This is a genomic window from Pseudomonas sp. A214 (genome assembly GCF_900156295.1).
Taxonomy (GTDB): domain Bacteria; phylum Pseudomonadota; class Gammaproteobacteria; order Pseudomonadales; family Pseudomonadaceae; genus Aquipseudomonas; species Aquipseudomonas rhizophila.
The window spans coordinates 2795047-2809191 of sequence record NZ_LT707062.1; the positions used below are offsets into that span (position 1 = coordinate 2795047).

A 14145-nucleotide genomic window follows, 5' to 3' on the forward strand; every position below is an offset into this window, starting at 1 on the left:
GCGGTTGTGCGTGCCGCTTGAACTGTTTTGAAAAAACTTCAACCCTGCTATTGACTTAGCTTCGGTACCTGCGTAAATTTCGCGGCCTCAACGAAGCAAAGGGTGATTAGCTCAGCTGGGAGAGCGTCTGCCTTACAAGCAGAATGTCGGCGGTTCGATCCCGTCATCACCCACCATGTTTTACGAGAGTTTTGCGAAAGCAAGACGGAAGCTGTCAAAAGCCTCCACCGACGCGCAGCGGTAGTTCAGTCGGTTAGAATACCGGCCTGTCACGCCGGGGGTCGCGGGTTCGAGTCCCGTCCGCTGCGCCATATTTTCCGAAGCAGGTTCGCCTGGTTCGAGATCCAAGCCCAAGGGGTTGGATCAGACGAGTTAACTGGACGCAAGTCCATAGCGATACGCAGCGGTAGTTCAGTCGGTTAGAATACCGGCCTGTCACGCCGGGGGTCGCGGGTTCGAGTCCCGTCCGCTGCGCCATATCTGCTTCGAGGCCCACTGAACGCCTTGAAGCTAAGAAGAAAGCTGAAAAGCTACTTCTAGTCGATAGCAAAGACCCTGGTCGAAAGACCGGGGTTTTTTGTTTTCGGGATAATGACACTGAAAGGTTGGAACACGCCTGTGGCGAGGGAGCTTGCTCCCGCTGGGCTGCGCAGCAGCCCTTTTCTATGAAGTCGTCCGACGCGTCAGAATCCAAGCCTATCCCGCAGCCCGTAATACCAAGCCCCCATCGCCGCAAACGGCGTACGCAACAACTGACCGCCGGGGAAGGGGTAGTGGGGCAGGTCCGCAAACGCATCGAAACGCTCAGCCTGACCACGCAGCGCCTCGGCCAGGACCTTGCCCGCCAGGTGCGTATACGTCACGCCATGGCCGCTGCAGCCCTGGGAATAATAAATGTTGTCCCCCAGGCGCCCGACCTGCGGAAGGCGCGATAGCGTCAGCAGGAAGTTTCCGGTCCAGGCGTAGTCGATCTTCACGTCCTTGAGCTGCGGGAAGGCCTTGAGCATCTTCGGACGAATGATCGCCTCAATGTTTGCCGGATCCCTCGCGCCATACACCACGCCGCCGCCGAAAATCAGGCGCTTGTCGCCCGTGAGTCGGTAGTAATCGAGCAAGTAGTTGCAGTCTTCAACGCAATAGTCCTGAGGCAGCAGGCTGCGAGCCAGCTCATCGCCCAACGGTTCCGTGGCAATCACCTGGGTGCCGCAAGGCATGGATTTGGCTGCCAGTTCCGGCACCAAATTGCCCAGATAAGCATTACCCGCCACGATGATGAACTTGGCCCTGACCTTGCCCTGCGGTGTATGCACAACCGGGCTGGCGCCACGCTCAATGCGCACCGCCGGCGACTGCTCATAAATCACCCCGCCAAGAGACTCCACCGCCGCCGCCTCACCGAGGGCCAGGTTCAGCGGATGAATATGCCCACCGCTCATGTCCAGCATCCCGCCCACATACTCCTCGCAGGCCACCACCTCGCGAATACGCCGCTGATCGAGCAACTCAAGCTGGGTATGCCCGAAACGCTCCCACAAACGCTTCTGCGACTCCAGATGGCCCATTTGCTTGGCGGTAAGGGCAGCGAATACTCCGCCATCCTTCAAATCACACTGAATCTGATACTTCGCCACCCGCTCGCGAATGATCCGACCGCCCTCGAACGCCATATTGCCCAGCAACTGCGCCTGCCGAGGCCCGACACTGCGCTCGATCACGTCGATGTCGCGGCTGTAACTGTTAACGATCTGCCCGCCATTACGACCTGAAGCGCCAAAGCCAACCTTTGCCGCCTCAAGGACCGTGACCTTGAAACCGTTCTCCAGCAGAAACAGCGCAGAGGACAGGCCGGTGTAACCAGCGCCGATCACGCAAACATCCGTTTCGACATCATCCTGCAGGGCAGGGCGAGCTGGAACCGGATTGGCCGACGCGGCGTAATAAGATTCTGGATACGGTGTGTTCGCCATTCTGCAACCTCTGTTTTATATTTTTTACGAATGCGCCGATCCTACCCGAGATAAAAATCAGCCGCCAGCCACCGCCAAATCTTCGGCGCTTTGGCGAAATTAAATATTTTGCATATTCATAGGGTTAGGTGAAAAAAAGGTATTGACACCCCTTCGGAATTCCGTAGAATGCCGCCTCACAGCAGGCACGTAGCTCAGTTGGTTAGAGCACCACCTTGACATGGTGGGGGTCGTTGGTTCGAGTCCAATCGCGCCTACCAAACAAAATCCGCTCTGCTGGGCGGTCTAGAAGGGTCAACCGAGAGGTTGGCCCTTTTTTGTTGCTTCGGATTCAGGCAGAACGTTCACAAAATATCGGGTTCGTTCACACGGGGCAATGTGAACGCCACATTAGCGAGTTTGCCGAGGTCATTTCTCCCGTTCATTCCCGCCGAACCACCGTTCATCCCCCTTGTCTTGAGTGTCCTTCGCTGTACGGATACTGTTCATTTGTACAGTATTTTGGTGTGACAGCAATGCAAGACAATCTGATCGATGACAGTGGTTTTGAGCTTGGTCTACCTAGCTGTGAGGAAATGCTTAAGCATCAGGTGGACATACTCTGTTCAGACCTGGAGCTGACCCGCCGTAACCTCAGAGCAGCCCACAGGGAGCTTGCAGGGCTGATCGTCATGTACCGGGGTGCACTGAAAGAGATTGGGATATTGAAAGCTGAGAATGAGAGGCTGAGGTGGACGCTGAGTGACATTTACCTCAGACAAAGCCAAGAGGCGACTAAGAGGATGGGGTATGCCTATGGGGATCACGGAAAGAAATAACTAACCCCCTCGCAAAACATGACTTCTCTCCATATTTTTGACGCGTCCATCGCCTGGAATCGAAGATGTTTTCAAGTCATCGTAATTGTTGAAAAAAGGTCTGTTTAAGCTATCTCGTGGCCTACAGAGCAGTTCTACCTTTCACACACAATTTACGCACAGGCATATCCACAGGTAGCACGTTGCAACACCCCGGAAAACGCATTATCTTGTATCTCAGCGGCGAAAAAACCCTACATGTTGGGGTTTGCCGTTAGCTTCTGACCTCGAACGAGGTGCTTAGAAAAGTCTGCGAATGGTCGTGTTCTAGTTGTGGAGACCGAAGCACAACCATCCGCACCAACTAAAGCTAAACAGTAGCGATTACGTTAGCCCTAGGGGGACTGCATTGAGCCAAACATTGACGGGATCGTCAACAGCTCTCTGCTGGCCGGCAATCCTTGGGGCTGACATTCTATCCTTTGCTACACAGGTAAATGTTATGTCGAGTAATCCAAAGCAGTCCTCTACTAAGGTTGCCAAGCTGGCTTCCGAAACCCTCCGCGATCCTCGTGCCTCTGCAATCGCCAAGAGTCTCGCTGCGTCCACGTTGGCCCAAGCCAACACTGGTAAGCAAACCAGTGCTGAGATGGAAGCGAAAGCTGGCCGGGTGCTTCAGAGTGAGAAGTACAGCGACGAGACGAAGACCCTTGCTGGTTCGGTCGTCTCTCAAGCCAACAAAGCGCGGGGGAAATGAGTCATGACCATTTTTGTAACCTTAACGGTGGACTTGAACGGCAACGTAACTCAGTCAGCGAGAGCGAAGTTTTACGAGTATCTCAAGGGTCAAAACTATTCAAAGCACAAGCTCACAACCTTGTGGACTGCGTGGTTCCTTCCCGGTAACACGATAGACAGTGCGGTCACTTTCACGAAGGCAACGGTGGCGGCTGCTGCACGTGCTGCCGGCATCTCGAATTATGAGGCGTTGGTCATGCCGGGGGAGCAAGGGCCAACAGAATGGCGGCAGTAACAGTTTTGGAGGTCTTGATGTGATGGAAAGCCCCGCTTCGGCGGGGTTTTTGTATTGCGGTATCTGCCTTCAGCCTACTGATGATTTCGACGCAGCTTTTTAACGGCTGTGGTGATCGCATGTGCACTAAACTCTAGTGTCCTAACGAGGTGGTGATGTTGTCTGTCGGGTGTGGCTGGTGGGGTTGCCTCCATAACGCAAGTCCTTGAATTATCAAGGATTTCTCAGTAAAAAAACTCAAAGTGTGACAGCGTGCAGGTACACCTAAGTGGTGCATTCCCTTGTTGGATTATATTCCACGCAAGCTTAGCCACCAAGTCCTGCCAGATATTCCTTTTTCGTCGCTGAGGGTGGGTATGCCCTTGTGATGTGCGGTCACGTCTTTTTGCTGGCTATGTTGGGTTTTCCGCTATCGCACGTTATAGTGGCAATGTGCCTAGGCGTGCTTGTTAGTGTCGCTATGCGGGAAAGGAATTCATGCAGACTGCCGCGTTTATGGATGAACAATCAGTAATCCGTTTTCTATAAACACCGTTATCTTGTTTCAAGTCTTCCTCGTAAAGGTCGGTTGGTTTCCTCGTTTCGAATGGTGCCTGATTTAATTTATTGAGGTGACAATAGTATGCAAGGTAACATTGTGGTGCCACTGGAATTAACATTTGATTCTGGTGAAAGTAAGTTTCATGGTCTGAATCTTTACTATGGGGCGGATGCTATAGGTGGTCTCGCGGAGGCCGTGGCGTTAACGACTCATGCTATTGTTAATGACAGTATGGTGAAGCAAACGCCTTCTGTTAAAGGATTTAGTCTAAATTTTAAAAATTCTTTTGTAGGCTCGTTCAGGCAGAAGATGGAGTTAGAGTTTAATGGTGAGGAATCCATTAGAGTTATCAAGTATATCGGTATGGATGCATATATCGAGTTGCTTAAACTTCATTTGCGGATTCCGGTGGGGGGTAGTACCAAGCTTGAATTTCGAAAAGCGAATCAGTGGTACAGACAAATGAAGCATTCAGATGAGTTATTAGAGCGGTTAAAAAGGCCGCTGGAAAGAATTCATCATCCTGTAACAGGTCAGGGTTATAAAGTTACTCTGAGTAAGGCAAGAACTCCGCTTTTGTCTTTTGATAAAAGTACTGGTAACTATCTTTTTGCAGAGACTAAGAACCCTAATGTGAAAACTATTGAGGTTGCGGTTAGTCGATTCAATGCAAGAAGAGGAACGGGAAGGTTTATTGAGGAAGAAGACTCCGAGTCCATAAGTTTTTCTCCAAAAAGTATTAAGTTGATGCCGAGAGCGCAAAAAAATGCATTGGCGGACAGTCTGAAGCGGTTGGCTAATGATGATTTTTATAAGATAAAGGCGCTTGTTACTGAAGTGCTGGCATTTGATGGTCGTATAAAACACTATATTCTTCACTCAGTCGATGCGTAAGTATAATCCTATTGTACTGGCCGTCGCCTTTCTATTTATAGTTTGGGGTGTCTACTATTATGTCTTTGGTGGCGAGCTGTCGTCCGAGCAGGGGGTTTGGGGGACTTTTGGCGATTACACCGGAGGTATACTAAATCCCCTGTTGAACTTTATTACTATTTATCTTTTGATAAAAAGCTTTAGCTCTCAAGAAAAGGCTCTGGAACAGGCAATAGGTCAGGCCGAGCAAGCGAAAGCGGATTTGGCCGAGGCACGCTACAATGAGAGGCTTAGAGCGTTTGAGGGGTCGTTATTCAATTTTTCTGAAATGGCCTTAGCTGAGTATCGAAGCTTAAAGTTGAAAGTTGGGCCGGGGAAGGACGATTTTATCGAGGCTGGTGAGTCGGTAGGATTCGTACTGAGGGAAATCACACAGAAAAAAAGGTCTTTTAACGAGGCTTGTGAACTGATAAATGAATTGGATGAGCAGACTCATGGTTCACTATATTCTGTGGTTAAAGCCTTCTGCGCTTTGTTCAAGATTGTCAAAGATTTGTGCCCGGAGGAGGAGCATTCTAGGTACGTAGATATGATTACAATAATGCTACCAGTTAAGGTTCATCATCTGCTAGGGATGGCTGAAGCGTACTCAGAATGGGCCATTTTAAGCTATCCTCGGGACCTAGGTTTTTTTGAAAAAGAGTCAATAAAAAATATGACAGTTCAATTTCGCTCCGTGTTAAGTTGATCCTAATTTACGCGTTTTCAAACGATTAGTTTAGGGGATACAGGCATTCCATTGGAGATTCGGCGCGCTTTGAGTTCTATACATGCTCAAGGTTAATAGTTGGTTGCGTATTTAAATTTCTAGAGGTGGTCAGTGAGTACGGTCAAAAAGGGAGATGAACTTAGAGATTATGTTGCTAAGTTACTGCGCGCTGCTCAATACTTAAATGTTGAGGTGGAGCGTAGAATTGGCTCGAAAAAAGTTGATGTGTATTTTGAGAGTAGTGCATGGCGTCGGAGTCTGCGTACAGTGGTTGAATGCAAAAACTACTTAAAGCCGTTAACTAAGGAATATGTTAGGCGGCATGTTATACCAGACTACCAGCAGTTAATTTCAAATAATTATGTCGATAATGTTTACGTTATTGCTCCTCAAGAGATTAGTCCTGATACCAGAGTTTATTTGCAGGAGTATAAAATTGACTTTTTTACCATTGAGGAGTTTCAGTCGTCATTAATGGATTTTACGGGATATTTGAATGGCTTACGCGCGGCGTATGATGAGGGAGGGCTTCGTGATTATTATATGAAGCCTCATTACGATAAAGGGGTAGATTTAGAAAATGAGCTATCTGAGTGGGTGGGAAATTCTGACTATCAGCCCATAGCAATTCTAGCTGGCTACGGGATGGGTAAAACAAGCTTCGCAAAACATTTTTCATCTAAGCTGTCCGACGAATATGTGGCAGGAGCTACTAATCGAATTCCAATATATATAAGGCTTGGTGATATATCTTCTGAGCAAAGTCTTGAAGGTTTGCTTGGGAAAGTCCTTGCTTCCTCTAAAGGTGTGGTGAGATATAATTATGAGCTTTTTATGGAGCTTAATCGAGAAGGGTTGTTTGTAATATTGCTCGACGGCTTTGATGAGATGAAACATGCTCTTTCTTGGGATGAGTTTAAGTTTAATTTTGAAGAGCTAAAAAAGTTGCTGGAGGGGAAATCAAAAGTTGTAATGCTAGGACGGCCCTCAGCTTTTTTAAGCGATTATGAGTATTCGCTGGTAATAAAGGGTGTTAAGAGAATAAAAGATAAGGAACTCCGATCTTTTGAGTGGGTGAGTTATCGTGAAATTGATCTAGATATGTTTACTGTTGAAAGGGCTTATGAATTTATAGGGAAATATATCGGATACAATGTTTGTTCGGTTTCTCGATCGAAAAGTTTGTTAGGAGATGTGAGCGCTTCTGAGTTTTTGGCGGCCCGAATATTCGAAATAAAACAGCTGAAAGTTCAGGAGTTAATTCAGCGCCCGGTTCAGGCGAAGATGCTGGCTGATATTGCGGGGAACCCTAAAAATGAGCTATGGAACTATTCACGCTATGAACTATATAAGATTTTTTTAGACGATATAATCGATAGGGAGATGAAGAAGCCTTCTCGTCGTGTTTTTGGTGCCGAACAACGAAGGACATTTATTCGCGAGGTCGCTTGGTGGCTTTGGAACGATTCGGCTGCAAGTGGATTTGGTTCCGGAGAGCTACCTAGAAGCCTGCTGCAAAAATACTCAGAAGGAAAGGAATTTAAGAACGACGAGATATTGAGGGATCTTATATCCGGATCGATACTTGAAGCGAAAAATGCAGATAATTTTTATTTCCCACATCGATCATATCAGGAGTTTTTAGTCTCAGAGTTTATTTTGAATGCCCAATGGTCCTCATCGAATTTAACCGATGTTAGTAGTGCGGTTAGTCCGGAGGTCGTGGCGTTCCTGAAAGAATCCGTAGATGGAGACTTTATAACTTCTATGTGTGAGTCCTTATTAGACTTTAAAGGTGGGATAAAATTTTTATTTTTGGAATATGTGGCTTCGGGCTTGAGAAGTGTAGGGAAAGGTAAAATTTCGGTTGATTTTTATGAAAGTCCATGGGGGGTGGTGATATCCTATTTGGAAATTCTGAATGTGCAATCTCTTGGGCAAAGCGTAATTGAGGTTCAGGATTCTCTATTCAGGATCTTCCAGAAAACCCATTCTCGAGATGTGCGCTTGATGGGTCTATTATGTTTGATTCTCAGTTTTTCGTATATTAAACCGGAAGCTAAGATCTCGCTTAAAACCAGAATAGCTGCCCTTATCTTGGTGTGCTCGATAGAGGATCTTAATAAGATTGTAGCTTCTGGTAAGGGTAAGAAGAAGAATCAAATAGCTATCCCTGATGGTCGATCTGCGCCGCTCATTAGATTAATACTGGTTGCCTTCAAGGCTGACTTTAATTCGGGAGAGCTAGTTCTTGAAATTGACTTTTCAGCTATTTTTTCCGAGCTGCAAGCCATACTATCTCCAAACTACAAAATTTTTGGATTGGATAAGATTGAGCAAGAAAAAGTCGTAGCGGGATATAGAATGCTTTCTGGTTATCATGAAGAGCTAACTATATCTGAAAAGGGTGCATTGATAGTCAATTACTTTAAAGAGTATCATGATCCTGAAAATATGGTCCAGGTGTCTCATAAGCTAGTTAAGAGAACGGGGCCAAGATTTTTAAGGGAGGATCGTGATGATTAGTTTGGTGTATAGTTTAATCGTATGTGAGCTTAGTTTGAGCTCGACTGTTATGTTATATAGTGGTTCATAGCTGTTCAATAACGCGTTGCCTTACTGGTTCAGACTTGCGGGGTGCTTAAAGATTACCTAAAAGTGAACCACGTAATCATCGAGTTGTTCATACTGAGACAATTGTACGGTTTCTATGCAGAATAGGTGGCTCAAGCTTCTGTATTAATTTTATTCCTACAACCCTGCCACTAATAAAAAGTCGGCATTTGGTGAAAAATTGTATTTTGATGGTGATGGAATCCGTGGATATTGATCGGCTAGACTTAACGGCCCTGACTTCTGAGGCGAAGGGCGGGCGGCTTAAATCGCCAAATCCGATGGAAGCGGCCTGCCACCCTTCTTGAGCGATCCTATGCAGACACCGGGCGCATGCACACACTCAGCATTGACCGTTGCTTCTATAGGCTTGGAGAGCGATTTGTTTCAAAGGGAACTGGAACCCCAAGTTCTTCATTGCTCGACTTACTTGGATTGATGACCATTCACCGCCCCGGCTTGTGGTGACACCCTTAACATTTAGGCAATCAGCAACTTGTTGAAGTGTGCGACCACCTTTGCGTATGCATAGATCAATCGGATCACGCACGGATTCTTGCCAGTGGTTCACACGCTCTCGGATCGCTTCACCAGCCTTCGCCCGATTGGTAGCGGTACGACCTTTCTCTAGTGCCGCAGTACGGCGTGCAATCTTTTCAACAGACTGTACGTCACCATCATCAGCACGAGCCTGTAGGGCTGCCAGAGCTTCCTTGGTGCGAGTGGCAATGAAGGTTCTTTCCTGTTCAGCCAGCGCTGCAAACAAGTGAAGTTCAAATGTCTTGGCATGGGACATAGTTGCCACTTTGAACTCTGTCTGCTCCATCAGGCGGGCTATGTGGTGAACCGAGCGGGATAGGCGATCCAGCTTGGCGACTACCAGTTGTGCTTTCAGCTTCTTACACGCTGCCAGCGCCTTCTTGCCTTCGGGACGGTCCTCGATAGCCAACTTACCCGAAACAACATCCACGAACTCACCAACGATGTTCCAACCATTCTGTTGGGCAGCACGAGCAATGTACTCGCGTTGAGCTTCAAGACCCAACCCACTTTCTCCTTGTGCTTGACTGGATACACGACAGTAGCTAACTACGTCGATTTTGTTGGTGGAGGTGTTGGTCATGTTCGCGCCCTCTAAATTCCGTCTGAGAGCAGTTATAACAAATCTAGAATGGTCGTTCTAGGTTTGTTATGAGTGGTTTAAACCGTGCTCTATTGCCTCAGATTGAGAATCGCATTGGTGAGAGCCGACGCGTTCATGTCAATGGTTTCCAGTGCCGCGATCACGTTGCCATGCACTTCGGGTGAGCCTTTTGACCTGACCCACACGGCTAGTTCTTCAATTGCAGCAGCAATCGCGTGCTGGTTGTGCAGCAGAAGGGTCAGCGCGTTGTGTCGATGTGGGCATCTGTATTGTCTGGCATGTCTTCATCCTTGAGCGTTGAGGAGATGGGCTTCAAGGCTCTTGCTCCAGATGTGACGGATGAGCGCAGGCCGCTACGATTTGCTTACGTTTTTTCGAAGATTTACTACAAATTTGGGTTGTGAGGGCGAGAATGCAGTGCGCTTAGCCTAAAGGTACTTCAAGCCCAGGTTTAATCAGTGTTGCAGCTTGATCGCTACAAAACGCCGACGCACAGCCCCTGTTATTCCCCCCTGATACTAGCTCTGTTCAAACGCCTGAAACTACTCGTTTCTGACTGGCTGACCGTCGAGGGATTAGCTTGGAGATGCGGTAGAAGAGCAGTGGTCGGCAAAGGGCTGAATTAGTTAGAAACCGCGATAGCGTTCTCTAGCTCCTGTACAAATTCGCAGAGACTGATCCCAAGCACCTTGCACAGGTCTCGGAGCTGAATAATATCCAGCCGACGTGTTCCACTTTCTACGTCACTCATGAACGATTGAGGGCGGCTCAAAGCCTTTGAGCACTCAGCCTGTGTCAACTTGGCTGCATTCCTGTGCTTCTTCAAAAGTGATAGCAGTACGTCGTGTTCGGGTCTATAGATCGTTTTTGGCATGGGGGAGGCCGTTTCGCGAGATTCAGCCCAGCAAGCTATATCTGGTTTTCAGATATCTGAAATTCAGATATTCTCGCTATTCTGCTTCCTCCCAATATGGGAAGACGCAGTCATCGTTGACCCTCCTGAAACTCATCTGGGTGACTACAGGCAATGAATAATCGGAATGAAATCGTTATGAGCACTCTAAAGACGTCGGCTGCAACTTTGATCTTGAGCATTCTGTGTAGCTCAGGTCTACAGGCAGCTAACAAGGTGTCATCGGTGCAAGGCGCTACGGAGCTTTACGCTCTTAAACTTGAGCTTTGTACAGGAGATTTGAGTTTCTGCCAGGAATTTCCAGTAACCGAGAAAACAAACCGAATTTACATGCATGACATACTATCTTGTACTCAGACAGGGAAAGGATTGGCACTGATTAAGGCTAATGAAAGCTCTAAAGAAAACGAGCTTACTTATAAGGTTACTTGCTCGGGTAAGAACTATGACGCCCCGATAATTAACACCTATATACCCTCTAAAGATTTCATGTAGAAACGCAAATTTCCTCAAAACAATAGCACTCAAATCTTCATTTCACCTAAAACAAGGAAGAACTCATGCGACCAATGTTTGCCGTTGCTGCGATTGCGATTTTGAACGGCTGCGCGTCACCTCAATCTGCCGGGGATGCTATACCTGTACCTGCAAATCGATTGCTTGCCTACCAATCAGAAGACAAGGGACGCGATGCCAGCGTCACCGTTATCAGGGAGGGAGACGTGAATGGTGTGGGTTGTTTATTTGCTATTTCTATCGATGGCAAGCTTGTAGCGCGTATTGGTGGAGACGAGAAAGCTCGTTTTTATTTGAAGCCGGGTAGAAGGCTAATCGGCGTTGGGCCAGACCCTGAAGCAACCGGACGGTGTGGCGGCTCTAGTGCGTTCAGAAGAGAACTGGCAACATGGATACAGATTGGTGAGAGCCAAATATTCAGAGTTGTCTTCCAGCCAATGATGGACATTCGTGCATCCTCGTACTAACAGCCTACTGATACATACAATACGCCGTAGAAACCTCTGAGCGTCGCTGGGCGCTCAGGGGGGGGGCGCATATTGCTTTAAACATAAAGTCCCTCAAAAGCGATTGTGGAGCCTTACTGCTATCGCACACAGACTAGATGTTAATCAATCGTCTGAAAATCAATGATGACGTATCATGTTCACCGATGACTTTGTGAAGTGGATACCTGGTTTTTTTGATCCACCGCTCCTCTTCCCCTGAAGGCCAGCAAGTAAATATTCTGTGTGTGTTCACACAGGAACTTGCTGACATGCTGTGATTGAAAATCAGGAATGACTTATAGAACTTGTAAGTCCCTATACAATCAGTGTTAGCAGTGAGCGACGAAGGAGTGAATGCTCTTAGGGAGAAAGGGTAATAACCCCTCCCGCCCGTGATCTTAACTCTGTGTGATAACACAGAATATTGTAACCACTGTCGTATACGATAGAATACTTATTCCAAAGAGAAAGTTTTTTGATTTGAGAGGTCTAACCTCTCCTCTTTTCCGACTTCACTAATATATATCCTGTGTGTCCCACACAGAAGACTATACTAATCTCAAATTAACCTATTCAAAGCTTACGCTTTAACAGTCGCTCGCTTTGCTCTCTCTTTCCGACGTTAATTAAAAAATGATCAATCGTGACCAAGGCTGGCGTATTGGTCACGTACGCAGGGTGTTCACCCTGAAGAAAAAGCATCGTTCGCTTTGCTCTCTCTTTCCGACGTTAATCCGTTCGCCGGAAATCGCGTAAGGCTTTTCCATAGCCGTAGTAGTCGCCCTGTCGATAAAGCTCAACTATCTCATCGGGCACTGGTTTGAGAGGGCGATATCTCTCGAGTCTAGTGGTGTAATAAGAATGACTAACCTCAAGCTCAGCATCAGCATTGAGGCGCTCGAGAGTTTTTGGCTGGCTGCGTTCGAGGTATTTGATAATGCCGTTCGCTACGAAGCGGGCAGCCTTAATAACTCTTTCCGACTGACGTTTTTCATACCCGAGCTTTTGTAGCGACACTGTTTCAAAAGTGGGAAGCCAGAGAGCGGCACGCACGTCCTTCATCGAAACATTAGAAACGCTCCGAGATTGTCCTACAGCGGTGAGGATGCTACCAAACAGAATATCATCAAGCCACGCAGGTCTTTTTTTCTCTGCCAACAGAGAAGGTAGAATCACAGACACTGGATTGACTGTCACGATACGTGGGCGACCAACCCTACGCTTGGTTTTTTCATCACGGATTGCGCAGGCGTCGTTTGCTGCGGCTTGAAAAGCGTTGCACCCATGTGCCAATGAGTTCGATGTAGCTTGTTCTTGCATGGTAATTCTCCTTGGTTCGTTCAGTTCATAGGCATTTCCTCTCGGGTATTGCCGGTTGTTTTGGTTAAATCACAGGCGTAAAAACTCCGCATGATGCACTGAGTCGGAATCGACTAATGATCACCATGAGGTTTTGAGCGGTCTGTTTGAGGGGGGCATTATACCAGAGTAGATACCGCTCGTCAAAAAAACTTGACATTTTGCTTTTCTAAAAAATCGTCCCTCTTCATGAGCTTGTCATGAGTCAGCATTCATAACCGTGAGGTGGGAGCTGCTGTGTTAAATCTGAGTAAACAAAAAGCCCCGCACAGACTGGGTAATCTGTCGGGGCCATCGTTGGGTTGGCTTGCATTTGGAATGTGCTCTGAACACGTTGTAGGAGGTTCTAGTAGGCGTTGCCCACAGCGCCTGTCACTAGATCATTCGTTTACCCAGGAATGACCAACGGGGAAAATGTATTGCTCACTTCTTTGTCAATTTCTAACATTCGCTTGTTGCGAGCGTCATCGATCTTCTTTTGTTCTTTCGCTTCCGCTGCTTGAATAAGTTGTTGACGTAGCAAGTCTTGATATCGAACGTATTCACTTTGTAGGAATTCAACGTACTGAGATTTCACTCGGATACGAATGTCATCAATATCCCTCTTCTGTTTTTCGTCTGGCTTTATCATCCAGCAAGAATGATTTAGGGCTTCATGTGTAACACCTTGATTGCGAGCGACTGTATAGCCCTCTGCCACTTTCGAAGCTACCGATTCGAGGAAATCATGGGGCAGTGGCGACCGCACAAGCTCCATGCACTGGGTAGTGCCTCGATAAACATTTACCCATCCATCAACACGGGCTTCGAATTCCGCATCATTCCACTTAGGTGGAGTTCCGCTCACTACAATCTTAGTCTTCTCGCTCATTTAATTTCCCCTCTTGTGAATTAGTGCGATAATTTTCTGCACTACGGCGGCTTGATAGTTTTTAGTGATGTAGGTGCTTTTTGTATCGCTAGTATCTACACTGATCAATGCATCACTGTCACTATGAACCGTTTCTACGACTTGGGTGGCCTGTTGCTGTGCCTTTGCACGTCGTTCAAATGCTTTTGCAATTCCACGACTGAAATAATCCAGACTAGCACTCATGGCAATTCATCCTTGTTATTCAGTTTCTTCCGACCA

At 47.3% G+C, this 14145-nt stretch carries 13 protein-coding genes and 4 tRNA genes; 11 read left to right on the forward strand and 6 right to left on the reverse strand.

The annotated features are described in order from the left end of the window. Positions 1-100 precede the first annotated feature (100 nt). From BW979_RS12600 to BW979_RS12610, 3 genes are all read left to right on the forward strand, one after another. Positions 101-176 (forward strand) — tRNA-Val (locus tag BW979_RS12600). Positions 177-234: 58 nt separating this feature from the next. After that, positions 235-311 (forward strand) — tRNA-Asp (locus BW979_RS12605). Between the two features lie 89 nt (positions 312-400). Next, positions 401-477: transfer RNA gene (locus BW979_RS12610), tRNA-Asp, on the forward strand. A gap of 206 nt (positions 478-683) precedes the next feature. Here the strand turns inward: BW979_RS12610 and BW979_RS12615 are convergent. Beyond that, positions 684-1967 carry an NAD(P)/FAD-dependent oxidoreductase gene (locus BW979_RS12615; protein ID WP_076383921.1) on the reverse strand — a complete coding sequence of 428 codons (1284 nt, stop codon included), beginning with the start codon at positions 1965-1967 and terminating at the stop codon, positions 684-686. Between the two features lie 183 nt (positions 1968-2150). Here BW979_RS12615 and BW979_RS12620 point away from each other — a divergent pair. The 7 genes from BW979_RS12620 to BW979_RS12650 all read left to right on the forward strand — a co-directional run bounded on the left by BW979_RS12620 (position 2151) and on the right by BW979_RS12650 (position 8506). Continuing rightward, positions 2151-2227: transfer RNA gene (locus BW979_RS12620), tRNA-Val, on the forward strand. Positions 2228-2482: 255 nt separating this feature from the next. Continuing rightward, positions 2483-2785: a hypothetical protein gene (locus BW979_RS12625; protein WP_076383922.1), complete on the forward strand. Its 303-nt coding sequence runs from the start codon at positions 2483-2485 to the stop codon at positions 2783-2785. Positions 2786-3266: 481 nt separating this feature from the next. Next, the gene (locus BW979_RS12630; RefSeq protein WP_076383923.1) at positions 3267-3521 is read left to right on the forward strand and encodes a hypothetical protein; all 255 of its coding nucleotides are present in this window, start codon (positions 3267-3269) and stop codon (positions 3519-3521) included. A 3-nt stretch (positions 3522-3524) separates the two neighbouring features. Beyond that, on the forward strand, positions 3525-3797 hold the full coding sequence (locus BW979_RS12635) for a hypothetical protein (protein ID WP_076383924.1): 273 nt from the start codon (positions 3525-3527) through the stop codon (positions 3795-3797). A 622-nt stretch (positions 3798-4419) separates the two neighbouring features. Beyond that, complete coding sequence (locus BW979_RS12640; protein ID WP_076383925.1) at positions 4420-5232, forward strand: hypothetical protein; 813 nt, start codon at positions 4420-4422, stop codon at positions 5230-5232. Next, on the forward strand, positions 5225-5959 hold the full coding sequence (locus tag BW979_RS12645; RefSeq protein ID WP_076383926.1) for a hypothetical protein: 735 nt from the start codon (positions 5225-5227) through the stop codon (positions 5957-5959). The genes BW979_RS12640 and BW979_RS12645 overlap by 8 nt, the downstream gene beginning before the upstream one ends. A gap of 132 nt (positions 5960-6091) precedes the next feature. Next, positions 6092-8506 (forward strand): NACHT domain-containing protein, encoded by a 2415-nt coding sequence (locus BW979_RS12650; protein ID WP_076383927.1) that lies wholly within the window; start codon positions 6092-6094, stop codon positions 8504-8506. Between the two features lie 430 nt (positions 8507-8936). On the opposite strand, the gene BW979_RS12655 is transcribed toward BW979_RS12650, so the two are convergent. Both BW979_RS12655 and BW979_RS12665 read right to left on the reverse strand, forming a co-directional pair. Then, positions 8937-9716, reverse strand: a complete 780-nt coding sequence (locus BW979_RS12655; protein ID WP_083714384.1) for a recombinase family protein — start codon at positions 9714-9716, stop codon at positions 8937-8939. A gap of 643 nt (positions 9717-10359) precedes the next feature. Next, a complete protein-coding gene (locus tag BW979_RS12665) occupies positions 10360-10611 on the reverse strand; it encodes a helix-turn-helix domain-containing protein (RefSeq protein ID WP_076383928.1) in 252 nt (83 codons plus the stop codon). A gap of 599 nt (positions 10612-11210) precedes the next feature. Between BW979_RS12665 and BW979_RS12675 the strand changes: the two genes are divergently transcribed. After that, positions 11211-11633 (forward strand): hypothetical protein, encoded by a 423-nt coding sequence (locus BW979_RS12675; protein WP_076383930.1) that lies wholly within the window; start codon positions 11211-11213, stop codon positions 11631-11633. A 750-nt stretch (positions 11634-12383) separates the two neighbouring features. On the opposite strand, the gene BW979_RS12680 is transcribed toward BW979_RS12675, so the two are convergent. The 3 genes from BW979_RS12680 to BW979_RS12690 form a co-directional block, all read right to left on the reverse strand. Next, entirely contained in the window at positions 12384-12974 is a 591-nt protein-coding gene (locus tag BW979_RS12680) for a hypothetical protein (RefSeq protein ID WP_076383931.1), read from the reverse strand. Positions 12975-13401: 427 nt separating this feature from the next. Next, positions 13402-13884, reverse strand: a complete 483-nt coding sequence (locus BW979_RS12685; protein WP_076383932.1) for a hypothetical protein — start codon at positions 13882-13884, stop codon at positions 13402-13404. After that, positions 13885-14109: a hypothetical protein gene (locus BW979_RS12690; protein ID WP_076383933.1), complete on the reverse strand. Its 225-nt coding sequence runs from the start codon at positions 14107-14109 to the stop codon at positions 13885-13887. Positions 14110-14145 lie beyond the last annotated feature (36 nt).